The sequence below is a fragment of the Nostoc sp. DedQUE04 genome (assembly GCF_034530995.1).
GTDB lineage: Bacteria > Cyanobacteriota > Cyanobacteriia > Cyanobacteriales > Nostocaceae > Nostoc.
Map to the genome: position 1 here is coordinate 36,186 of NZ_JAVRCA010000047.1, position 22,343 is coordinate 58,528.

Consider the following 22,343-nt stretch of genomic DNA (forward strand, 5'->3'; position numbering starts at 1 on the left):
AGTTTCTTCCAACAGCAAGATAGGTATTATCGGCGCAGGGACATCAGGAGCTTATCTTGCCAGTTTGCTTATTCAAGAAGGGTTTCAAGTTGACTTGTTTGAAAAAGCGCCTGTAGTGCGTACCGATGGATGTGGTATTGTTATTGTCCAATCAGGTATGGAGGCACTCTCTAATTTCAATAGCGAACCGATCGCGGCAGTCGGAGGGATTAGTTTAAACGCCAATCCCATCTATAGCAATCCTATTTGAGATCCGAACAGGGTTCATACTGATGCAGTTTAGGAAAATCAAATTCTTGGTGATTGATAAAGAACTTTATTTTAGTATAAATGTACTATTGATTTGCGGCTTCTCTCCCTACTGCCCTGCTCCCTACTCCTCTTGCACTAGTTAATTACCTTTTAGCAAAGTCCAGAAGTAGCCATCTGGTGCAACAAAGGAAAAACTCGGCTCGCCAAACTCATTACTAATAATATCTGTAACTTTTTGTACAGTACTTGCCTTGATGCGATCGTAATACTCCTGTATTCCCTTAACCCGATAGGTATATAAAGACATACCCAAGCTACCTGGTTGGGCTGCCTCAAAGCGCGATTCTAAATTAATATTTTCTGGGAATCGAATGATGTAAAGCCTACCACTGCGTACAGCCATCAAGTCAGACTTAGAAGAACGAGGATCATCAAAGGTAGTGAGAATAAACTTTTCACCAGGATTAAGGTCAAAAATATCTCGACCGGCTGGCGAAGATTCATAGCTAGTTTCGACACCATCACGCACACGCAGCAAACCTAAAACTTCTTCATAAAACTTCAGGGTTTCTTTGCTATCATCTTGAACGATGATCCCCATATGGGTAAACTGACTAGCCTTGAGAGCAGCATTGTGGTTAACTTGTCCGTAATCCGGTAGTGTATAGCCAAACCGTTGAAATAGAAGCTGGCGAGCTAAGGGTTGCAGTAGCAGCATTTCTCGTACACCAACTGCTGGCTCAATAAATGGACGGCTTTTCCTCTCTTTGTTGTAGATGACTTCCCAATAAGGGTTAGTGTGCCTAATAGGCAAACCTGCGGCTTTTGCATTTTCTATATGATTTAAGATACTTAACACATCTGCTGTTAAGCTTGCCGCCCAGCGATTTCCCTTAATTTTCATCGACGCTGTTCCTAAACCTTGATGGGTGGGGTTTTGCCAAACCATCAGCCGAATCAAACCATGATCTGCATTTTGGTGGTAGAGGCGGATTGAGCGTAAAGATGAATTCACACCATATAATTGATTGGCTACATCTGCGGTTAATTGACCCACTTGACCAATGCGATAGCCAAATTGCTCCCAATACTGAATTGCAGAAATTGGCTCTGTGATGCCGATACAGATTTCATAGATACCTTCTATTGCAGTTTGTTGTTCGTGAGTCATACCAATTTGGGATTTTAGATTTTAGATTGGGTCAAAATAGACTTTTAAAAGATTCTCTCAAGGGGGAGCAGGGTGATTTCATATAACGAGAGAAAAATCCCATACTCTTATTTCTTTGTCGGTTAACTATGGAAACTAAATCACAACTGAATGGAAATTTAGGGCTTACACATTTTTCTACCATCAAATGAAACCACCCTGCACTTTTCTCAAGAGGGGAGGATGTCAAAATTCTTCTGCTTGAGGAAGCGGGAAGATTTCACCAGCCAAGTAAGCTTGAAAGTGCTTTTGGAAGTACAACCAGGAAGTCATATCTTCGCCATCTGTCAATGCTTTTGGGGCTTGCTTATATAGAGGAATACGGTTATTAATTTCGTCTTGCAGCACTGGGGGCAGTTCTGTTAAACCATTGACTTTGCTGCCAACAGCACTGTAGATTAGCTGACCGGGGCGATCGCCCATTTTCATCCAGGGAAGCCATTGACCAATTCGATCCCAACTCAATTTGAGTTCAGAAACAGATTTCAGTGCTGGGTTGAATAAATCTGCGGTTGGCACAGTTAATTTAAACAATTCCGCTGCCTGATAAATTGGATTTGGGCTGTATTCAGCAAATTTGCGATCGTCTGCTAAGGGATTGGGGTAATAAGGAAATATATCAAAAACGAAGGTTGTGCTGTCACCATCGACCTGTGCGGGGAAGTTTCCTTCAAACTTTCCCTGCACAGGATTATTGGCAACGTGAATCACCGGAACTGTCTCGCCTGTCCAGGGGTTTTCCCATTTGGATAAAACCTCATCTGTTTTTGGGTTGAGGTAGTAAGTTAGTTCCCTAGAAGTAAAATCCCAGCTACCCTCTGCTGTGGGAATACATCGGCTAACGCTTAATCCCAGCATCTTAAACAGGAGTTGTCTTTTCTCACCGGGGATAAAAGCGTAAATTTTACCTTTCCAAATCAGGAAAGTGGATTCGCTAGGGTCGAGGGAAGAACGAGTTTTAACCCAATGCTGCGCTTCAAGTTCTTGGATTTGGGCAACCATTTAAAGCATCCTTAGTATTTGAATAACAACAAAAGAATAAGCTATCAGCATTCAAGTTGCATTTTTAAAAGTTGGGAGTGGGCAAGGGAGACAAGGTGACAAAAGCTTAGAACTTACAACAAGTCTTTCCCCTTGTCCCCAATTCTCTAAGTGACCTTGTCCTCTTTCCCATACTCCATGCCCCATTCCTAATGCCTTTATCAATTAAACTGGTTCAGAAAGTTGCTTATCCAGACGGCGAAACAAAAACAGCCAAAGCGGTAGAGAACTATTAATCGCAATTAGTCGTACTAAATGACCAGTTGTGACAATTTCAACATTATGATTCAATGCCAGGGAAACTAAGATCATTTCTGCCGATCCTCCTGGCGCTGTGACTAAAAGACAGGTTAACCAGTCCCAAGAGGTTAATTGCATCGCAAGTATAGCAGCGATCGCTCCAGCTACGAGAGTCATCCCCACAGACATCAAGGCATAGGCGACAGTCCGCTTTCTAAAGTTGGGTTTGTCTCCCCAATATTCACCAATAGTAATTCCCAACAGCATTTGGCCCAATAAGTTTATTATTGGTGGCGGACTAAAGCTAATATCACCTACAAAAGGCAGCCAATGTAGCAAAGGATTAAACCCGATACCAATCAGCAATGCACCAAAGAAATCGCCGGCGGGAATTTTAAATAATATAGCTGGATAAACTACTAATCCAGTAATTACCAGTACTAACAAAAGTAATTCTAGTTGAGATGGATCGAGATTGAGCCAAGCAGCTTTGATTGGGAGTGTTTGCGGATAATCATTACCAGCTGATGTCCTAGCGATGAAGGGAATTAGAATAACTACACAGGTAACGCGAATCGCCTGTACTAGGGCAACCAAGCTAACATTTTTATTGTAATCGGCAGCGATCGCTGCCATAATTCCTACACCACCAGGAACTGTAGCCAGCATTGCTGTAAATAGGTTGGTTTTGCTGGCGCGGGAGTAAATATAACCGATACAACCTCCACTTAGCAGCAGAAATAAGGTAAGAAAAATAAATATAGGAATACCAGAAGCAATACTAGCTAGATTCGCGTGGGCATTGGAAGCGCCAACAGTTAAGCCAACAAGTGCCATTCCCACTTTTCTAGCAGTGCGGTTAGGTTGGGGGGAATATTGATAAAAAATTCGACACCCTTGAAGAACCACTGTACCAGCCGCAATGCCGCCAAATATCCAGGCAATCCTGCCAATTTGGAACTTTGCAAGGAGTAAACCCAGAGGTAATGCCAGAAGCATTTCTAAGACAAGGACAATTAGTTGCTTGCCAAATAGCTGTTGTTTGGTAACAACAAGATTTTCATGAATGTGTTTTTCCAGGCTGGGAGTACCACTTAGACTTTGGTTCATCGATACTAAGCTTTTATTTAAGTCTAAGCTATAGGTGCAAAAGTGGATCTTCTGGGATGCGATCGCATACTACACACTACCAGAAAGAAGCAAAATGATACAGGTGTAAGGTTTTAGTTTTAGTAGTGGATTTATTTTAGATTTCAATCAGGTTTGGTAGCTAACATCTTGCACCAGACAATTAAGATAGTGCCAGAGATATTCTATATCCATAGACAAATTAAATATATGAACACAACTCCCTCTAAAAGCAAACAGATGAAATGTTCAAGTGGTTAAATCGTAACCGCCAGATGTTATTAGATTTATATAAAAAATCAGGACTGAGAAATATATCTCAGTCCCGATAAAAAAGCGGGCTAACCGCTATTTATATGGTTAACCCGTGCAGCTTTGGGAACGCGCAGAGAAATTGTTATTGCAATACCAACTTCACATTGGCGTTTTGCAAACCGCGCTGTTTTACTTCAGCCAAAGTTTTGTTAACGGCATACTTTTGGTTGATTGAGTTGATCAACTCGGTTTGGTTGTGCTTCTTAGCAACGCCCCACAGGTCAGCGATTAGGTCAAAAGAACCATCGCCATTGCGAGACCAGCCGAGGTCATATTCGCCTTCCAACACGGCAACGATGTCAGAACGGACACGCTGACCGTTATAACCACGGACATCAGCTTCAGTCTTTACGCTGATACCGAGGTCGCGCAAGGAAGCCTTGAGGATTTCGGCATCGGTGATTTTGGTACGCAGGGTGCTAAAGTGAGACATTTGGGTTTCCTCCAATGAGAAGATTGAGAAAAACGACAACGGTTTGTTTTGGGCGAAGCCGCGCTTAACAAGATGCGGCTTTTCTTATAACTGCTAGCATTTTCAGCTAGCCTTTCCCCCTGGGATGGCAGAGGAAAGCTTTTAAAACTCCATTCGCTGATATTCAGCTACGGAGGATGCTGCGGGGCGTGCGCGCTGTCTGGCCCAATCTCTCAGAGCCGTTACTTGTTCTTGCATCGTTCGAGACAGCGGCAATGTTGCCTTCAGTGCAGCAATAATATCTAGTTGGGTGAACTCCCGATCTTGGGCAAAAGCTTCATACATTGCCGCAACGATCGCTTGTTCAATTTCTGCCCCAGAAAAGCCATCAGACATCTTGGCTAATTGCTCAAGATCGAATCGAGAGATGTCTTCACGGCGCTTGGTCAGATGAATGTTGAAAATTTGCTGCCGTTCTTCCGGTGTTGGCAAATCGACAAAGAAAATTTCATCAAATCGTCCTTTCCTCAAGAACTCGCCAGGTAAGCGTTCTACTCTGTTGGCTGTTGCCATCACGAACACTGGTGATTTCTTATCTTGCATCCAGGTGAGGAAAGAGCCGAAGATTCTACTTGAAGTCCCCCCATCAGAATCAGAGGAACCTCCACTACCAGCAAAGGATTTATCTAATTCATCGATAAACAAAATCGCTGGAGAAATAGATTCTGCTGTTTTCAGGGCGTTTCGCAGATTTGCCTCACTTCGTCCCACCATTGAGCCGTCGTAGACTCGCCCCATATCTAATCGCAACAGTGGTAAACCCCACAGTCGGGAAGTAGTTTTGGCAATCAATGACTTACCGCAACCGGGAACTCCTAAAATTAACATCCCCTTTGGTTGAGGCAAACCGTACTCTCTCGCTCTTTCTGTGAAAGCGTTAGAGCGTTGCTTGAGCCATCTTTTTAACTCTTCTAAGCCACCTACAGCATCAATAGTTTCATCTTCTTCAATATATTCTAAGATGCCATTACGCCGAATTAGTTGCTTTTTCTCAGATAAAACGATGTCTACTTCATCTTCGGTTAAACGCTCTTTAGTTACCTGTGCCTTACGGTAGACTTTCTCCGCTTCATCTTTAGTTAGACCCAAAGCAGCTCTGAGAAGTTTTTCTCTGGCTTCTGTTGTCAGTCGCCGACCGCGATTTTGCTCTATATGGTGAGTTAATACTTTATTCAACTCAGCCATATCTGGCAATGTAAAGTCGAGAACGACAACTTCTTTTTCCAGTTCTATAGGTACTTGTTGCATCGGAGACATCAAAACGATGTTCTTTTGCATACCTTTGAAACTAGCGATCGCATCACGTAGCGATCGGTTAGTTGCAGGCGCATCTATAAAGGGATGTAAATCTTTAAGAATAAATATACTTGCTTCTTTCTGCCGGATAATCCACTCAATCGCCGCTTCTGGAGACACGGTATTATGTTGGGTAACATTCCGGGGTTGACCGTACTCAACAATCCCGTGTGTTACTGTCCAAACAAATACCCGACGCTGGGGCTTTAACAACTGGGCGATAGTGGAAATTGCTTGCTCGGCCCGCTCTTCCTCGGAGGTAACAAGGTAGATTAAAGGGTATTGAGCTTGAATTAGGATCTTGAGCTCTTCGTTCATACTTCGACCTACTTGAGACCTTATAGAGACAGTAGAGACATTGCTTCTGGTAAAGACAACCGAATCATGAATATCTATCTAGCAAGGAACTAACTCTTCCTCACCCTTGGGATTGGTTTTACCTTCATCCATCTCATCGAGAGAAAGATGCTCTTGACCAACTACTCCTGGTTGATTGCCTAAAGTAACCAGTTCCCCATCACGTAAGACTAGTGAGCTATCACAAGTTGGGCATGAATAAACTCTATGAGTCCGCCCATAAGAAGAGTCTTCTAACTCGTCAACCAATTCTTGATTGGATAGGTAAAAACCAAGGGCACGTTCGGCAAGTTCTGACATTGGCTCGGAATCAACTGCTGAACGAATCTTCAGTTTTCTGTGCAACTCTGGCGATAAATACAAAGTGACCTTTTGCTTAGTTTGCGTTTGCATATAACTCTTTAACGGTCTTACCCGGGTATGTATATCAAGTTATCGGTTCTTTTATTGGTTGTCAAGACAGTAAAACGTTTTAACGTCTATTTCGTTACATTTATTTATATTTTTGGTTGCTGGCATCATCATTAGTGGCTCTAGCCCTTGAAATTGAGCGATAAATCGCTCACTACGAATCTCTTAAAATTGATGTGGCAGATTACTAGTTAGCTGATTGAGAATAGTGCAAGATCAGAGTTTCTGGTATTTCCTGGTATTTCTATGAAATCAGTGACTTTGGCAAAATGTGTGATGTAAATGACTACTGCTAATAAAACCTGTAGTTTGGAGCGAAGAATTTATCGGTTTGCCGTCAGCGTTAGCGGAGTTATTGCCGTGTTAATAATTTTGTGGGGTTGTACTGCAAATAATTTTAACGCTGGAGCGATCGCCTGGAAAACTTATAGCAACTCCCGTTATGGCTTTGAATTTCCGTATCCGAGTAACTGGATTTCTTTAGCAGCATCAGAAAATGGTGATGGAATTGCGTTGATTTCACCCCAGAACAAAACGGTGGAAATTCGAGGGTGGGCAAGTCAGCAGCTACCGAATTCGATTGTTACAAACCAAGAATCAGAGAAAAAGCTCAAACCCAACTTTCAAACCGCCCAAGGAGTATCTGGGGTGCTGGTTGTAGAAGTTGATCGACGATTAGGTTCAATGACACTGACACTAACTCAGAGTCAAGTGAAATACTATTTGCGCGGACGAAGCAAGAGCCAAGATTTTCAAGAATACTATCGTTTGTTTTATTACATTGCCCAGGAGTATCGGATTTTAAAGTTTTAATTGGGCATGGGGCATGGGGCATGGGGCATGAGGGGGATGAGGGAGCAGGGGAGGCAGGGGAAGAAGAATTATTGATTATTGACCAATGCCCAATGCCCAATGCCCAATGCCCAATGCCCAATGCCCAATGCCCAATGCCCAAAATCCACATCTCTTTCAGAATGATGATTGAGAGGGTACAGAAACCTGATAGATTTAGCTATCAGCGAGTAAAAACTGGTGAAGATGAAAGTCCTGGTTATTGGTGGTGATGGATATTGCGGTTGGGCAACTGCTCTTTACCTTTCCAATCGAGGTTATGAAGTTGGAATTTTAGATAGTTTGGTGCGGCGGCACTGGGATAATGAACTTGGTGTCGAAACTCTCACTCCGATCGCACTAATTCAACAACGTCTCCAGCGCTGGCAAGATTTGACGGGTAAATCGATTGACTTGTTCATCGGCGATATTACGAATTACGAGTTTCTCCATAAAACATTACAGCAATTTCAGCCAAATGCTCTGGTGCATTTTGGCGAACAGCGTTCGGCCCCATTTTCCATGATTGACCGAGAACATGCAGTTGTTACCCAGGTTAATAATGTCGTTGGGACGTTGAACTTGCTGTACGCTATGCGGGAAGATTTCCCCGACTGTCATTTGGTGAAGCTGGGGACGATGGGCGAATACGGTACACCCAATATTGATATTGAAGAAGGGTATATCACCATTGAACACAATGGACGCAAGGATACCCTACCTTATCCCAAGCAGCCCGGTTCAATGTACCACTTAAGCAAAGTCCATGATAGTCATAACATCCACTTTGCTTGCCGGATTTGGGGATTGCGGGCAACTGATTTAAATCAGGGTGTAGTTTATGGTGTCTTAACCGAAGAAACGGGGATGGACGAACTATTGATTAATCGGCTGGATTACGATGGTGTGTTTGGTACTGCACTAAACCGCTTTTGTATTCAAGCAGCAATTGGACATCCGTTAACTGTCTACGGTAAAGGTGGACAAACTCGCGGATTTTTGGATATTCGGGATACAGTCAGATGTGTGGAATTAGCGATCGCTAACCCTGCCGAGGCTGGTGAATTCCGCGTATTTAACCAATTTACCGAACAATTCAGCGTCGGCGACTTGGCATTGATGGTGAAAAAAGCTGGTAACGCTATGGGATTGAATGTAGAAATCAATCACTTAGATAATCCCAGAGTCGAGAAAGAAGAACATTACTTCAACGCTAAAAACACTAAATTGCTCGATTTAGGTTTACAGCCTCACTTGCTCTCTGATTCTCTCCTCGATTCTCTGTTAAACTTTGCTATCAAGTATCAGACGCGAGTCGATCATAAGCAAATTCTGCCCAAAGTCTCTTGGCACAGAAATTAGGATCAACTCTGCGTGCGGCTGATAACAGAACCTTATTTCACTCAAGTGAGTAATTGGCCTGAAAATGGTCGTCATATTTTAGCGCAATATGACGACCATTCAATTGTTGTTTATCAAGCGTATCGTTTAGCTATTGGTAACTTCGCCGCTACCTACGGTTATTTTGGTGGTGAGTTCAGTTTTGAACGTATGAGTTGGATAAAACCTAACTTCCTCTGGATGATGCATCGTTCTGGATGGGGTATAAAAAATGGGCAAGAGGTAGTGTTAGCTATTTGGATTAAGCGTTCGGCTTTTGAAGAAATTTTAGCGGCGGCTGTTCATTCCAGCTACGTTCCAGAACTTTATCCTGATAAAAGTGCATGGCAAAGAGCATTGAAGCGATCGCAAGTCCGCCTACAATGGGACCCAGACCATCACCCATCTGGGACAAAATTAGAAAGACGCGCTATTGAGTTAGGGTTGCGCGGTGAAGTACTAGCTGCTTACGCCAAAGATTGGATTGTCAACATCGAGGACATCTCGGATTTTGTACAAAAACAGAGACAAAATATTAAATCCGACTGTGCAGAATTGATTACACCACGCGAGAGAGTCTATTCTGTGTTTGATACCGAAACGCAAGCAAAGCTGAGATTATCTGCCTGGACTGAATAGTTTTTTATGAGAATTGCCCTGTTTACCGAAACCTTTTTACCCAAGGTTGACGGCATTGTAACGCGCCTGCGCCATACTGTCGATCATCTCCAGCGCAGTGGTAATCAAGTGCTGGTGATTGCCCCTGATGGAGGCATCACAGAACACAAAGGCGCTAAAGTTTACGGCGTTACTGGTTTTCCTCTGCCATTGTATCCAGAATTAAAAATGGCACTTCCCCGCCCAGCCATTGGGTATGTTTTAGAAAAATTTAAGCCAGATATTATTCATGTCGTGAATCCAGCAGTTTTGGGTTTATCTGGCATATTTTATAGCAAAATCCTCAAAATACCCTTAGTAGCGTCTTACCATACCCATTTACCCCAATATCTCCAGCATTACGGCTTAGGGATGCTGGAAGGTTTTCTTTGGGAACTGCTCAAAGGCGCTCATAATCAAGCTGCTTTGAATCTGTGTACCTCCACAGCAATGGTGGAGGAACTGACAGCACATGGTATTGAACGTGTAGATTTATGGCAGCGTGGGGTAGATACAGAATTATTTCATCCCGATTTAGCTAGTGTAGAGATGCGATCGCGTCTATCACAAAATCATCCAGAAAGTCCATTACTACTTTACGTTGGGCGACTTTCGGCTGAAAAAGAAATTGAGCGCATCAAACCAATTTTAGAAGCAATTCCCGAAGCGCGGTTAGCATTGGTTGGAGATGGCCCCCACCGTGAAGCATTGCAAAAACACTTTGCTGGTACAAACACTTATTTTGTTGGCTATCTTATGGGGCAAGAGTTAGGCTCTGCCTTTGCGAGTGCTGATGCCTTCATCTTTCCTTCCCGCACAGAAACACTAGGCTTAGTGCTACTAGAAGCGATGGCTGCTGGCTGTCCGGTAGTAGCAGCCCGTTCCGGGGGAATTCCTGATATTGTGACAGATGAGGTAAATGGATATCTTTTTGAGCCAACAGCAGATGTTCAAGGAGCCATCGCTGCTACTGTTCGACTTTTAGAACAAAAACAACAACGAGATATCATCCGTAAAAATGCTCGTCAGGAAGCAGAAACTTGGGGTTGGGCAGCTGCTACCAGGCAGCTACAAGATTACTATCAAAAAGTGATATTTTCTGAACAGTTAGCAAAATAAGGAAGTGGGGAGCAGGGGAGGCAGGGGAGGCAGGGGAGCAGGGGAGGATAATTAATGACAAATGACAAATGCCCCATGCCCTATGCCCCATGCCCTATGCCCAATGCCCCATGCCCTATGCCCAATGCCCTATGCCCAAAATCTAAAATTCTTATGACCGAAACAGACTCATGATACAAGCCCATTTATTTATGGGGATTATTAATTTTGAATTTTGAATTTTTAATTCGGAGCGAAGCGACGTGACACTCCCCAACTCTGGCAGCGTCTTGGCTACATTAACTGAACTGACTCAAGTTAATCGCGCTCATGCCCTACTGCGTCGCGTCAAAGACTTATCTGTTAATGAATTTGTTTGCTTACTCGACTTTATAACTGCTGAGTTCCAGCAATTTCTGAGAGCTATTGAATTGATCAATAATGAAGCTCTAGAAACTATGTTGGAGAAAGTATTAGAAGCTATCACACTCAAAATTGGTCAAATTCTCCAAGCAGAACATACAGCCATTTTTTTAGTTGATTATGACAAAGGTCAACTGTGGTCAAAAGTTCCTCAAGATAATACCCAAAAATTCTTAGAAATTCGTACTCCCATTACAGTGGGTATTCCTGGCCATGTTGCTAGTACAGGTCAATATCTAAATATATCTGAAACTTATACTCATCCTCTATTTAGCCCAGAACTTGAAAAACAAATGGGCTACAAAATCCGTAATATTTTATGTATGCCCGTTATCAGTAGCAAAAACCAGACTGTAGCGGTAGTGCAACTAGCTAATAAAACCGGGAATGTTCCGTTTAATCATGATGATGAAGAACGTTTTCGAGACTTTGCGGCTTCGATTGGTATTATCCTGGAAAGCTGCCAATCTTTTTATGTAGCGGCTCGGAATCAAAGAGGCACAACGGCTTTGTTGCGGGCAACTCAGACACTGGGGCAAAGTTTAGATTTAGAAGCGACTTTGCAGATAGTCATGGAACAAGCTCGAATTTTAATGCAAGCAGACCGCAGCACACTGTTTTTATATCGTAAAGAGCTAAACGAACTCTGGACGAAAGTTGCAGCAGCAGCAGATGGCACAAACTTGATAGAAATTCGCATTCCCGCTAACCGTGGCATTGCTGGATATGTAGCTTCCACTGGTGAAGCCTTAAATATTTCTGATGCTTATAAAGACCCCCGTTTTGACCCGACTACAGATAAAAAAACTGGTTATATAACTCGCAATATCTTATGCTTACCAGTGTTTAATTCTGCAAATGAATTGATTGGCGTTACACAATTAATTAATAAGCAACAAAGCAGTTTTACTGCTTCTGATGAAGAGTTTATGCGGGCTTTTAATAATCAGGCAGGAATTGCCTTAGAAAATGCTCGGCTGTTTGAAAATGTACTGTTAGAAAAACAATATCAAAAAGATATTTTACAAAGTCTGTCAGATGCCGTGATTTCTACAGATATGGCAGGACAGATTGTCACGATTAATGATGCAGCCCTAGAGTTGCTGGGTTGTCCGATAGGAGACGCTAATAGTAAAAACAACAAGCTTTTGTGGGAACAAAATTTGATTGGTCGCCTAGTGTGGGAAGTTGTCCCAATTGAAAATCTCCAAATGCGACTAGAAGATAGTCTAAAAACTGGAGCTAAACATTATGTGCCAGAGCAAAGTTTGATGCTGGGAGTGCATCAAGTTATAAGTGAGGAGTTAGGAGTTAAAAGTGAAACTCAATACTTAGCATTCAGTACTCAGCACTCAATTTTAGCAGTGCGCGATCGCACCAACCCTGATATTTTTATTCCTTGGAATCAACCTCTGACTCCCCAATCTGAGTTTCTCACTTCTAATGAGGTACAAACATTAGAGCGCAATATCAATCTTACTGTTAATCCCCTGACTAACCCAGAAGGCGGTGTACGTGGTGGTTTGGTGGTCTTAGAAGACATTACTCAGGAGAAACGAATGAAAACTACCATGTCCCGCTACCTAACGCCCCATGTCGCTGAACAAGTTATGGCTCTAGGGGAAGATGCTTTAATGGTAGGCGAACGCAAGGAAGTAACTATCTTGTTTTCTGATATCCGTGGCTACACAACACTTACAGAAAATCTCGGTGCAGCTGAGGTGGTATTGCTGCTCAATCAGTATTTTGAAACGATGGTGGAGGCGGTTTTTAACCACGAAGGCACTCTCGACAAATTTATTGGTGATGCCTTAATGGCGGTATTTGGTGCGCCGCTACCATTGACAGAAAATCATGCTTGGAGGGCTGTGCAGTCAGCGTTAGATATGAGACACCGCTTAGAGGAATTTAACCAACGGCGAATTATCCAGGCGCAGCCGCAAATTCGTATTGGCATTGGGATTAGTTCTGGGGATGTGGTTTCGGGTAATATTGGTTCCCGCAAACGGATGGATTACACCGTCATTGGAGATGTGTAAATTTAAGTTCGCGCTTGGAAGCGGTAACTAAAGATTACGGTTGTGATATTCTTTTGAGTGAATTTACTTACCAATTGTGCAGCGATCGCATTTGGGTGCGCCAGTTAGATAAAATCCGAGTCAAAGGGAAACACCAGGCTGTTAATATCTACGAGTTAATTGGCGATCGGACTACCCCTCTAGATGCCAACACTCAAGAGTTTTTGTTTCACTATCATACTGGACGCTCGGCTTATTTATCGCGCAACTTTTCACAAGCGATCGCCTGTTTTGAAGCCGCCAAATGCATTCAACCCCAAGATCAAGCTGTTGATATCCACCTAGAGCGTGCGCGTAATTATCAACAAACCCCGCCTCCAGAGTCCTGGGATGGTGTCTGGACAATGCTTACTAAGTAGTCATTTGTCATTAGTCATTTGTCATTTATCAGTTCCCAATGCCCCATGCCCAATGCCCAATGCCTAATTCCCCATTTAATCTTGAGTCTCTCCCTGGTTATCTTGAAAGGGGTCTTCGCCAATTCCTAGCTCTTTTTTTGAGCGTTTCAACTGTTTCCATAGATCCTTTATTTGTTCGTAAGCTGCACCTGGAGGTAGTTTTCCACCTGTCTCTAAGTTGCAAATGTAACTTACCCGTTGAGCAAATTCCTGGAGATTTGCATTAAAAACCAAGTTTTCTGGCTTCACCTGACCGTAGTAGCGACCGCGAGGGAAGAGAAAATCATCCTTGTTCACTATTTTTTTCTCCATTTATTCAATTCACCTTGTGTTTGGGTTTCTGAAGCTGAATTTCCAGCTAACCTAATCTTTACTTTTGTCAGATTGGGGTAAATCAGATCGTCCGACTCCTTTTCCAATTGTCGATCGGAAATTGGTTAGTTTAGCTTTTGATACTAGAGGATAAAGCTTAAGATACTTTGTGTTGTAAATATTACAAAAAAAGTTTGCGCCAAAGTAACTAGAGAGAATATTTTATTTTCCTCCTGGTTATCAATTTATCTCATCTTCATTTATGAAGTTGAAATTGTAATTAGCTTCAGTCGAAATCTTTAGGTACAAATTATTATGACATACTAGTATGCCTAAGTAACTTATTTTATCAAAACTCATTCAAATTCTGAGCGTAAAACTACTTAAGTGAAAATACTAGATCCGAAAGCAAATTGTCCTCTGTTAAAAGTTAGAGATTTAGTTATAAATATTTGGCAACTGGCTATTAAACAGCGATCCACAAGAGAAAATTGATCTGGGTATTAGTTATTACTTATTTTTACCTGCCTCTGCTTCCTCTTAAATAATCACCAATGGCTAATAGTTAATAACTAAAGATAAAATGGTGAAGCCTCAAAGGACAATTTTTGTCCATCGCCTAAAACACTACCTGCCACCATGTCTGTTAATTCCAAGTTATACGAAGGCAAAGCAAAAATTCTTTATACAACGGACGATCCAGAAGTCTTGTTGGCTGATTTTAAAGACGATGCCACAGCGTTTAACGCCCAAAAGCGTGGCAACATCGAAGGAAAAGGAAAAATTAATTGTAGCATTTCTAGCCAGCTTTTTAAACAGTTAGAGGATTATGGTATAAAGACTCACTTTATCGATAGTCCTGCCCCGAATCAAATGCGGGTGAGAGCAGTAAAGATTTTACCCTTAGAAGTGGTGATCAGAAATATTGCTGCTGGCAGTTTGTGTCAGCAAACTGGTTTACCAGTGGGTACAATTCTGAAACAGCCTTTGGTTGAGTTCTATTATAAAAACGATCCATTAGGAGATCCTTTGTTGACACGCGATCGCCTGTACCTGCTAGAACTGGCGACTGCGGAACAAGTAGACGCAATTACACATCTTGCATTGCAAATCAATGAATTTCTTAATAACTTTTGGCAACGGTGTGGCATTACCCTAGTAGACTTCAAATTAGAGTTTGGTTTGGACTCACAACAGCAGTTACTCTTGGCAGATGAAATTAGCCCCGACACCTGTCGTTTATGGGATACCGCAGAAAAGGACTCAAACCGCCGGGTAATGGACAAAGATCGCTTTCGCCGAGACTTAGGAAATGTAGAGGATGCCTACCAGGAGGTTTTACAAAGAGTGCTAAAAGCAGTAGAAACTACAAATTAACCAGGTAAAAACCAAAAGGTGAGAAGGTAATTATATTTAACTTTTGCCTTTTGCCTTTTGCCTTGTAAAGTAAAAAAGCAAAAGAAAAAAATTATGTTTTGAGTTTTACCTGTGAGATAAGGGCATTATTGCCTTGTGATGGTGTGTGTGTGGTCGTGAAGAGGAATATAAGTAAAATGCGTTTATCTCCCGTATTGCTGGCAGCAGTAGCAATTGCAGCCCCTTTGGGTGGCTCATTGAGTGCGAATGCAGAAACCGCCAACAATTCCAAACAGTCAACAGAAGTTTTGACACTAGAAAAAAATCAACACTCAGAAAAGGACACTGGTCAGGTTAACTCTAGTAAAAGTCTAGAATCTCAACCTAAATCTACAGCAACTATAGAGGCAGAGCGTCCCCAATCCCGCGTCGTCGCAATTTACCCTGCCAACCCAGCAGCAAGCGCGGCCCCAAAGGTAATTGTGCCAACCTCCACAACGCCAAGAACTGCACAAACCCCTGAAATTAATAATCCCAGTCCTACTCAACAGCCGTCTCCGGCTCCAGACATTCCACCGCCAGAAATTCAACAACCAACGCTTTCCCCAACTCCTGAGACCACTCCAGTCCCAGAAAATGTAAATCCACCGACAACAGAACCTTTATTACCCACAACTCCAGAACCATCAGCTACTCCAGATATCCCCCCCCCAGCTAGCCAACAAAGAACACCTACGTTATTCCCAGGCGCTACTCCCAGTCCCCAGAATGTTAACCCACCGACAACTCCGGGCAATACTCCATTCCCAGGCACTACTCCCAGTCCGCAGAATGTTAATCCACCGACAACTCCGGGCAATACTCCATTCCCAGGCACTACTCCCAGTCCGCAGAATGTTAATCCACCGACAACTCCGGACAATACCCAACCCAACACAGCCCCAGAAGCCAATGACCCCCGCGTACTGGTATCGGAAGTAGTAGTTAGATCCCAAGCTGGGCAACTATCACCAGAACTGGAAAGCCAAGTTTACAGAGTAATTCGTACCCAACCAGGACAAACAACTACGCGCAGCCAACTGCAAGAAGATATTAACGCTATCTTTGGTACTGGCTTCTTCTCCAACGTCCAAGCAGCGCCAGAAGATACCCCCTTGGGAGTGCGGGTAAGCTTTGTTGTCCAACCTAATCCCGTCCTCAGCAAAGTAGAAGTGCAAGCCAATCCTGGCACTGGTGTCCCTTCTGTACTACCAGCAAACACTGTGGATGAAGTCTTTCGGGAGCAGTATGGCAAAATTCTCAATTTGCGTGACTTGCAAGAAGGCATCAAGCAGTTAAACAAGCGGTATCAAGACCAAGGTTACGTCCTAGCTAACGTGATTGGAGCGCCACAAGTCTCTGAAAGCGGAGTTGTTACCTTACAAGTAGCAGAAGGGGTAGTAGAAAATATTAGAGTCCGGTTCCGCAACAAAGATGGACAGGAAACAGACGAAAAAGGACAACCAATTCGCGGACGGACACAAGAGTACATTATTACCCGAGAAGTGGAGTTGAAGCCAGGACAAGTATTCAATCGCAACACAGTACAAAAAGACCTACAGCGCGTGTATGGATTGGGACTGTTTGAAGATGTGAATGTGTCTCTTGACCCTGGTACAGACCCCAGCAAGGTGGATGTAGTAGTGAATGTAGCTGAACGCAGCAGCGGCTCTATTGCGGCTGGGGCAGGGATTAGTTCTGCTAGCGGACTTTTTGGAACAGTTAGCTATCAACAGCAAAACCTGAACGGTAGAAACCAAAAACTGGGGACAGAAATACAGGTGGGAGAACGGGAACTGCTGTTTGACGTGCGGTTTACCGACCCCTGGATCGCAGGAGATCCTTACCGGACTTCCTACACAACCAATATTTTCCGTCGCAGTTCTATTTCGTTGATTTTCGATGGTAAAGATGAAGATATTAGGACGTTTGATCCGGGTAATCCCACCGATGTAGATTCTCAGGATCGCCCCCGGATTCTCCGTGTAGGTGGTGGTGTTACCTTTACCCGTCCCCTCTCTGCAAATCCCTATAAAACTTCTGTCTGGACTGCCTCAGCGGGTTTACAGTATCAACGAGTTTCTGCTCGTGATGCTGACGGCAATCTGAGAAAAACAGGAGCGGTATTTGATGATGATACTGGAAACCGCCTCAGTGATGAAATTCCACTGACCCTCTCTAGCGGCGGTCAAGACGATTTACTACTGTTACAAGTAGGGGCACAGCGCGATCTCCGTAATAACCCCCTGCAACCCACTAGTGGTTCTTATCTCCGCTTTGGAGTCGATCAGTCAGTCCCTGTGGGGCTAGGCAACATCTTCCTGACCAGATTCCGGGGTAGCTACAGCCAATATTTACCCATTAAGCTGATTAGCCTCAGCAAAGGGGCACAAACCTTAGCATTTAACCTGCAAGCAGGAACCATCATTGGAGACTTACCTCCCTACGAAGCTTTTACCCTTGGGGGTAGTAACTCCGTCCGGGGTTATGAAGAAGGAGCATTAGGTAGTGGACGCTCTTATGTGCAAGCATCAGTTGAGTATCGGTTTCCAGTTTTTTCAGTAGTCAGCGGGGCACTATTTTTTGATCTTGGTAGTGACCTGGGAACTAGTACTAGGGCTGCTGAAGTGTTGAACAAAAATGGCAGTGGCTTTGGCTATGGTCTTGGCGTTCGCGTCCAATCTCCACTGGGGCCGATTCGGATTGACTACGGTATCAACGATGATGGTGACAGTCGGATTAATTTCGGTATTGGCGAAAGATTTTAAGTAATTAGGAGTTAGAAGTTAGGAGTTATGAGTTTTAATTGCTCATTTTTCACTGTTAACTCATAACTTTTCTGGATTAGCTTGCTAATTGTTACATTTACCTCAATACTGTTCCGATAAAGGGATTAATGACATTTTTCAGGGAATATCAGGGATTTTACCAAAACAGACGATGAACAATACTAAAGGAAATATATTAACTTTTCGGCTATGCGACAGCACACTCTAGCAGCCCAAATCACCCAAATAGGGGTGGGACTGCATAGCGGTGTGAATACCCAGGTGCGGATATTACCAGCCGAAGCGGGAAGTGGACGCTACTTTGTGCGGGTGGATTTACCGGATTTGCCAATAATTCCAGCCCAAGTTGCAGCAGTTAGTCACACTGTTCTCTCAACTCAGTTGGGTAAAGGTGAGGTATATGTTCGCACGGTAGAGCATTTGTTGGCAGCACTTTCGAGTATGGGTGTGGATAATGCCCGAATTGAAATTGATGGCCCAGAAGTCCCACTTTTAGATGGTTCAGCAAGTGTGTGGACAGCTAATATTGCCCAAGTTGGCTTAGTCCCACAACTCGTTAACAACCAAGTTCCCTGGGCTATTACAGAACCAATATGGGTCTATCAAGGGGATGCCTTTGTATCTGCCCTTCCAGCAGCAGAAACCCGCTTTAGTTACGGTATTGATTTTGACCTGCCCGCTATTGGTAATCAATGGCATAGTTGGTCGCTAACTCCTGAACTAGAAAAAACTTCTGCTAGCTTTGCTGCGGAAATCGCTCCTGCTCGTACTTTTGGGTTACTGCATCAAATTGAACACTTACAAAAAACAGGGTTAATTAAAGGTGGCAGTTTGGATAATGCACTCGTTTGTGGCCCAGAAGGCTGGCTAAATCCACCGTTGAGATTTGCAAATGAGCCAGTCCGTCATAAAATCTTGGATTTAGTAGGAGATTTGAGTTTACTTGGAACTTTTCCTCGTGCTCATTTTTTAGCGTATAAAGCCAGTCATAATTTACACATTCAACTGGCTCAGAAAATTTTAGATTTTGGACTTCGGCTGCGCTCAGTCGAACAATTTTAGATTTTAGATTCGATCTAAAGTTTGCATCCAGGATTATTAAGGCTTTGGATATACGCTTGCCTACTCAACTTTTAGATAAAAAATCAACTACACGGCCAATGTCAATCCTCACTGAAGTGAATACCATCGATACGACTACACCTACATCTACCGAACCACAGGGTATAAATGAGATTACAATCAGTTCTGAGATTAAAACAACTTTCACATCTGAAGAAATTCAGAAATTACTACCCCATCGCTACCCATTTTTACTTGTAGACAAAATCATTGACTACGTGCCAGGTAAAAAAGCTGTTGGAGTTAAAAATGTCACTATCAACGAACCCCATTTTCAAGGACATTTCCCTGAACGTCCACTGATGCCAGGGGTGCTAATTGTTGAAGCAATGGCACAAGTTGGAGGCATTGTCCTAACTCAAATGTCTTCGGTAGAAGGCGGGTTGTTCGTCTTCGCTGGTATCGATAAAGTTCGCTTTCGTCGCCAGGTCGTGCCGGGGGATCAACTACTAATGACGGTGGAACTGTTATGGGTAAAACAACGTCGTTTCGGTAAGATGCAAGGTCGTGCCGAAGTTGATGGTCAACTTGCTTGTGAAGGGGAATTAATGTTCTCTTTAGTTAGCTAAAAGTTTGCTTTCGTGGTATGGGTATAGCCGTGAAATGCCCCTACTGAATCCTGTTTCAGGATAACAGTTAAAAAATCCACAATAGCATCTGAGTAATTTCTTGATTTTCGCCGCCCTCTCTACGAGACGCACTCACAAACACACTTAACTTGCTTTGCCCGACACTTTCGTTCACTGAAATATTTCACGCTCAACAACGCCAGTCGCCTCAATGGGGCGGTAGTCGGTACAACTCTCTTAAGCAGAGTAACGCCCTGCCTCAGAAACCCCGCCTGGCGCTGGATTATTAAGACAGTTCTGGAGATTCACCCTTGAAAACGCTAATTCATCCAACTGCTGTAATTCATCCGAAATCGGAACTCCACCATACAGTGCAAGTCGGTGCCTATGCTGTGATTGGAGCGCATGTTAAAGTGGGCCCTGAAACAATAATCGGCGCTCATGCAGTGCTAGAGGGGCCTTGTGAAATTGGGGCGCAAAATCAGATTTTTACTGGTGCAGCCATCGGTATGGAACCCCAGGATTTGAAGTTTGTAGGAGAACCAACCTGGGTGAAAATTGGTGATAATAACTTGATTCGTGAGTACGTTACCATTAACCGCGCTACCGGTGCTGGTGAAGCTACGGTAATTGGCGATGGTAATCTTTTGATGGCTTATGTCCATGTGGCTCATAACTGCGTCATTGAAGACCAAGTAGTGATTGCTAACTCTGTGGCGTTGGCGGGTCATGTCCATATAGAATCACGCGCTAGGCTAAGTGGGGTTTTAGGTGTCCACCAATTTGTGCATATTGGTAGACAAGCAATGGTGGGAGGTATGGCACGTATTGACCGGGATGTGGCCCCATATATGCTGGTGGAAGGAAATCCAGCGCGGGTGCGAACCCTCAATCTTGTCGGACTCAAACGGTCTGGTATGGACTCAGCAGATTTGCTTTTGCTGAAAAAAGCCTTCCGCATTCTCTACCGTTCTGATTTGTCTTTTAAGGATGCTTTGGAACAGTTGGAATTGTTAGGGGATAGCGAAGAATTGCAGCATCTGCGACGCTTCCTTCTACTTTCTCAGATGCCTGGAAGACGTGGCTTGATTCCCAGTAAAGGGAAAAAAGGCGCAAGTGATGAATCGTGAGATGTAAGATATATCATGTCTGTCGAATTACCCATAATCACCCCACCCCCAACCCCTCCCCGCAAGCGAGGAGGGGAGCAAAAGCGTAGCTGATGAGGTGGGATTATGAGGAATTGTGGTTAATTTTCCAGACATCATAATTTATGAGTTATGAGTTGATAAATTGAATTTTTAACTCCTAACTCCTCATTTTTAGTAATTACCAATTATCAAATGCGGATATTTATCAGCACTGGCGAAGTATCTGGCGATTTACAAGGGTCGCTACTAATTTCAGCGCTGAAGCGTCAAGCTGCGGCGATTGGGTTGGAATTAGAGATTGTGGCGCTGGGTGGCGAAAAAATGGTAGAGGCTGGGGCAATTTTGCTGGGAAATACCAGTAGTATTGGCTCAGTGGGTATTCAAGAAGGGCTGCCTTATATTTTACCAACTCTCCAGGTGCAACGACGGGCGATCGCTTCCCTAAAGCAAAATCCCCCTGACTTGGTAGTGCTGATCGATTATATGACTCCCAATCTGGAAATTGGGACTTATATGAAACAACATCTGCCAGATGTGCCTGTGGTGTATTACATTGCTCCCCAAGAGTGGGCTTGGTCAATAAGTTTGCGAAGAACTAACCGGATTGTTGGTTTTACAGATAAGCTGTTGGCAATCTTTCCACAAGAAGCCCGTTACTTTCGCGAGAAAGGCGCAAAAGTTAGTTGGGTGGGACATCCTTTGGTTGACCGAATGCAAGATGCTCCTAGTAGGGAAGCAGCTCGTGCAACATTGGGGATTGCACCAGAAGAAATTGCGATCGCACTCCTCCCCGCCTCTCGCCGTCAAGAACTAAAATATCTTTTACCAATTATTTTTCAAGCTGCCCAAACTATTCAAGCGAAATTACCTGAAGTTCGTTTCTGGATTCCCCTATCGCTAGAAGTTTATAGACAGCCAATCGAAGAGGCTATTGAGCGTTACGGTTTACGGGCGACAGTTATATCAGGTCAACAAATGGAAGTTTTTGCAGCTGCTGATTTAGCCATTAGCAAATCTGGTACTGTCAATCTAGAACTGGCTCTGTTAAATGTGCCACAGGTTGTAGTTTATCGCCTCAGTCGTCTGACTGCGTGGATCGCTCGGAAAATTCTCAAAGGTTCTATAACCTTCGCATCACCACCTAATTTAGTAGTGATGAAGCCGATTGTGCCAGAATTTTTACAAGAGCAAGCCACAGCAGAAAATATTACCCAAGCAGCAATGGAACTGCTACTCAATCCCAGTCGCACAGAGCAAACTTTGCTAGATTATGAAGAAATGCGTCAAAGTTTGGGAGAAGTTGGGGTTTGCGATCGCGCTGCTCAAGAAATTTTGCAAATGCTATGAGGGACTGGGGACTGGGGACTGGGGACTAGGAACTGGGAAAATTTTGTATATTTAATACTCTATACTTAATA

The 22,343-nt window shown here is 43.5% G+C and carries 19 protein-coding genes and 1 pseudogene; 13 read left to right on the forward strand and 7 right to left on the reverse strand.

All coding sequences use genetic code 11. The annotated features are described in order from the left end of the window. Positions 1-28 precede the first annotated feature (28 nt). Positions 29-250: an FAD-dependent oxidoreductase gene (locus RM049_RS26485; RefSeq protein WP_322706298.1), complete on the forward strand. Its 222-nt coding sequence runs from the start codon at positions 29-31 to the stop codon at positions 248-250. Between the two features lie 141 nt (positions 251-391). Here the strand turns inward: RM049_RS26485 and RM049_RS26490 are convergent, their stop codons facing one another. From RM049_RS26490 to RM049_RS26515, 6 genes are all read right to left on the reverse strand, one after another. Next, entirely contained in the window at positions 392-1,423 is a 1,032-nt protein-coding gene (locus tag RM049_RS26490) for a VOC family protein (protein ID WP_322706279.1), read from the reverse strand. Between the two features lie 225 nt (positions 1,424-1,648). Next, on the reverse strand, positions 1,649-2,464 hold the full coding sequence (locus RM049_RS26495; RefSeq protein WP_322706280.1) for a DUF1838 domain-containing protein: 816 nt from the start codon (positions 2,462-2,464) through the stop codon (positions 1,649-1,651). Between the two features lie 204 nt (positions 2,465-2,668). Continuing rightward, on the reverse strand, positions 2,669-3,853 hold the full coding sequence (locus RM049_RS26500) for an AbrB family transcriptional regulator (RefSeq protein ID WP_322706281.1): 1,185 nt from the start codon (positions 3,851-3,853) through the stop codon (positions 2,669-2,671). Positions 3,854-4,268: 415 nt separating this feature from the next. Further along, entirely contained in the window at positions 4,269-4,619 is a 351-nt protein-coding gene (locus RM049_RS26505; protein ID WP_094350625.1) for a DUF1257 domain-containing protein, read from the reverse strand. A gap of 141 nt (positions 4,620-4,760) precedes the next feature. Then, positions 4,761-6,272, reverse strand: a complete 1,512-nt coding sequence (locus tag RM049_RS26510) for an AAA family ATPase (RefSeq protein WP_322671475.1) — start codon at positions 6,270-6,272, stop codon at positions 4,761-4,763. A gap of 78 nt (positions 6,273-6,350) precedes the next feature. Continuing rightward, a complete protein-coding gene (locus RM049_RS26515; protein ID WP_322706282.1) occupies positions 6,351-6,704 on the reverse strand; it encodes a hypothetical protein in 354 nt (117 codons plus the stop codon). 300 nt (positions 6,705-7,004) lie between these two features. On the opposite strand from RM049_RS26515, the gene RM049_RS26520 reads away from it, so the two are divergent. The 6 genes and pseudogenes from RM049_RS26520 (at position 7,005) to RM049_RS26545 (ending at position 13,548) form a co-directional block, all read left to right on the forward strand. Beyond that, a complete protein-coding gene (locus RM049_RS26520; protein WP_322671477.1) occupies positions 7,005-7,535 on the forward strand; it encodes a hypothetical protein in 531 nt (176 codons plus the stop codon). 20 nt (positions 7,536-7,555) lie between these two features. Further along, entirely contained in the window at positions 7,556-7,786 is a 231-nt protein-coding gene (locus tag RM049_RS26525) for a hypothetical protein (RefSeq protein ID WP_322706283.1), read from the forward strand. Continuing rightward, complete coding sequence (locus RM049_RS26530) at positions 7,761-8,915, forward strand: NAD-dependent epimerase/dehydratase family protein (RefSeq protein WP_100899423.1); 1,155 nt, start codon at positions 7,761-7,763, stop codon at positions 8,913-8,915. The genes RM049_RS26525 and RM049_RS26530 overlap by 26 nt, the downstream gene beginning before the upstream one ends. A gap of 12 nt (positions 8,916-8,927) precedes the next feature. Further along, the gene (locus RM049_RS26535) at positions 8,928-9,572 is read left to right on the forward strand and encodes a DUF4291 domain-containing protein (RefSeq protein ID WP_322706284.1); all 645 of its coding nucleotides are present in this window, start codon (positions 8,928-8,930) and stop codon (positions 9,570-9,572) included. Between the two features lie 6 nt (positions 9,573-9,578). After that, positions 9,579-10,709: a glycosyltransferase family 1 protein gene (locus RM049_RS26540; RefSeq protein WP_322706285.1), complete on the forward strand. Its 1,131-nt coding sequence runs from the start codon at positions 9,579-9,581 to the stop codon at positions 10,707-10,709. Between the two features lie 242 nt (positions 10,710-10,951). After that, positions 10,952-13,548 (forward strand): annotated as a pseudogene (locus RM049_RS26545) (GAF domain-containing protein). A gap of 75 nt (positions 13,549-13,623) precedes the next feature. On the opposite strand, the gene RM049_RS26550 reads toward RM049_RS26545, so the two are convergent. After that, on the reverse strand, positions 13,624-13,899 hold the full coding sequence (locus RM049_RS26550; RefSeq protein ID WP_322671481.1) for a hypothetical protein: 276 nt from the start codon (positions 13,897-13,899) through the stop codon (positions 13,624-13,626). 639 nt (positions 13,900-14,538) lie between these two features. On the opposite strand from RM049_RS26550, the gene purC reads away from it, so the two are divergent. The 6 genes from purC (at position 14,539) to lpxB (ending at position 22,272) form a co-directional block, all read left to right on the forward strand. Further along, positions 14,539-15,276, forward strand: coding sequence for a phosphoribosylaminoimidazolesuccinocarboxamide synthase (gene purC, locus RM049_RS26555; RefSeq protein WP_322671482.1), 738 nt, complete (start codon positions 14,539-14,541; stop codon positions 15,274-15,276). Between the two features lie 176 nt (positions 15,277-15,452). After that, positions 15,453-18,062, forward strand: a complete 2,610-nt coding sequence (locus RM049_RS26560; protein WP_322690715.1) for a BamA/TamA family outer membrane protein — start codon at positions 15,453-15,455, stop codon at positions 18,060-18,062. A gap of 210 nt (positions 18,063-18,272) precedes the next feature. Then, positions 18,273-19,145, forward strand: coding sequence for a UDP-3-O-acyl-N-acetylglucosamine deacetylase (gene lpxC, locus RM049_RS26565; RefSeq protein WP_322685948.1), 873 nt, complete (start codon positions 18,273-18,275; stop codon positions 19,143-19,145). 98 nt (positions 19,146-19,243) lie between these two features. Continuing rightward, positions 19,244-19,774: a 3-hydroxyacyl-ACP dehydratase FabZ gene (gene fabZ / locus RM049_RS26570; protein WP_322671485.1), complete on the forward strand. Its 531-nt coding sequence runs from the start codon at positions 19,244-19,246 to the stop codon at positions 19,772-19,774. Between the two features lie 311 nt (positions 19,775-20,085). After that, on the forward strand, positions 20,086-20,904 hold the full coding sequence (gene lpxA / locus RM049_RS26575; protein WP_322671486.1) for an acyl-ACP--UDP-N-acetylglucosamine O-acyltransferase: 819 nt from the start codon (positions 20,086-20,088) through the stop codon (positions 20,902-20,904). Positions 20,905-21,117: 213 nt separating this feature from the next. Then, on the forward strand, positions 21,118-22,272 hold the full coding sequence (gene lpxB / locus RM049_RS26580; protein ID WP_322706286.1) for a lipid-A-disaccharide synthase: 1,155 nt from the start codon (positions 21,118-21,120) through the stop codon (positions 22,270-22,272). The last annotated feature ends 71 nt before the right edge of the window (positions 22,273-22,343 follow it).

What these genes read in the sequence shown, in the direction of transcription:
- RM049_RS26490 (WP_322706279.1), bottom strand. Translation starts at nt 1,423, where the DNA reads ATGACTCACGAACAACAAACTGCAATAGAAGGTATCTATGAAATCTGT.
- RM049_RS26495 (WP_322706280.1), bottom strand. Translation starts at nt 2,464, where the DNA reads ATGGTTGCCCAAATCCAAGAACTTGAAGCGCAGCATTGGGTTAAAACT.
- RM049_RS26500 (WP_322706281.1), bottom strand. Translation starts at nt 3,853, where the DNA reads ATGAACCAAAGTCTAAGTGGTACTCCCAGCCTGGAAAAACACATTCAT.
- RM049_RS26505 (WP_094350625.1), bottom strand. Translation starts at nt 4,619, where the DNA reads ATGTCTCACTTTAGCACCCTGCGTACCAAAATCACCGATGCCGAAATC.
- RM049_RS26510 (WP_322671475.1), bottom strand. Translation starts at nt 6,272, where the DNA reads ATGAACGAAGAGCTCAAGATCCTAATTCAAGCTCAATACCCTTTAATC.
- RM049_RS26515 (WP_322706282.1), bottom strand. Translation starts at nt 6,704, where the DNA reads ATGCAAACGCAAACTAAGCAAAAGGTCACTTTGTATTTATCGCCAGAG.
- RM049_RS26520 (WP_322671477.1), top strand. Translation starts at nt 7,005, where the DNA reads ATGACTACTGCTAATAAAACCTGTAGTTTGGAGCGAAGAATTTATCGG.
- RM049_RS26525 (WP_322706283.1), top strand. Translation starts at nt 7,556, where the DNA reads ATGGGGCATGAGGGGGATGAGGGAGCAGGGGAGGCAGGGGAAGAAGAA.
- RM049_RS26530 (WP_100899423.1), top strand. Translation starts at nt 7,761, where the DNA reads ATGAAAGTCCTGGTTATTGGTGGTGATGGATATTGCGGTTGGGCAACT.
- RM049_RS26540 (WP_322706285.1), top strand. Translation starts at nt 9,579, where the DNA reads ATGAGAATTGCCCTGTTTACCGAAACCTTTTTACCCAAGGTTGACGGC.
- RM049_RS26550 (WP_322671481.1), bottom strand. Translation starts at nt 13,899, where the DNA reads ATGGAGAAAAAAATAGTGAACAAGGATGATTTTCTCTTCCCTCGCGGT.
- purC (WP_322671482.1), top strand. Translation starts at nt 14,539, where the DNA reads ATGTCTGTTAATTCCAAGTTATACGAAGGCAAAGCAAAAATTCTTTAT.
- RM049_RS26560 (WP_322690715.1), top strand. Translation starts at nt 15,453, where the DNA reads ATGCGTTTATCTCCCGTATTGCTGGCAGCAGTAGCAATTGCAGCCCCT.
- lpxC (WP_322685948.1), top strand. Translation starts at nt 18,273, where the DNA reads ATGCGACAGCACACTCTAGCAGCCCAAATCACCCAAATAGGGGTGGGA.
- fabZ (WP_322671485.1), top strand. Translation starts at nt 19,244, where the DNA reads ATGTCAATCCTCACTGAAGTGAATACCATCGATACGACTACACCTACA.
- lpxB (WP_322706286.1), top strand. Translation starts at nt 21,118, where the DNA reads ATGCGGATATTTATCAGCACTGGCGAAGTATCTGGCGATTTACAAGGG.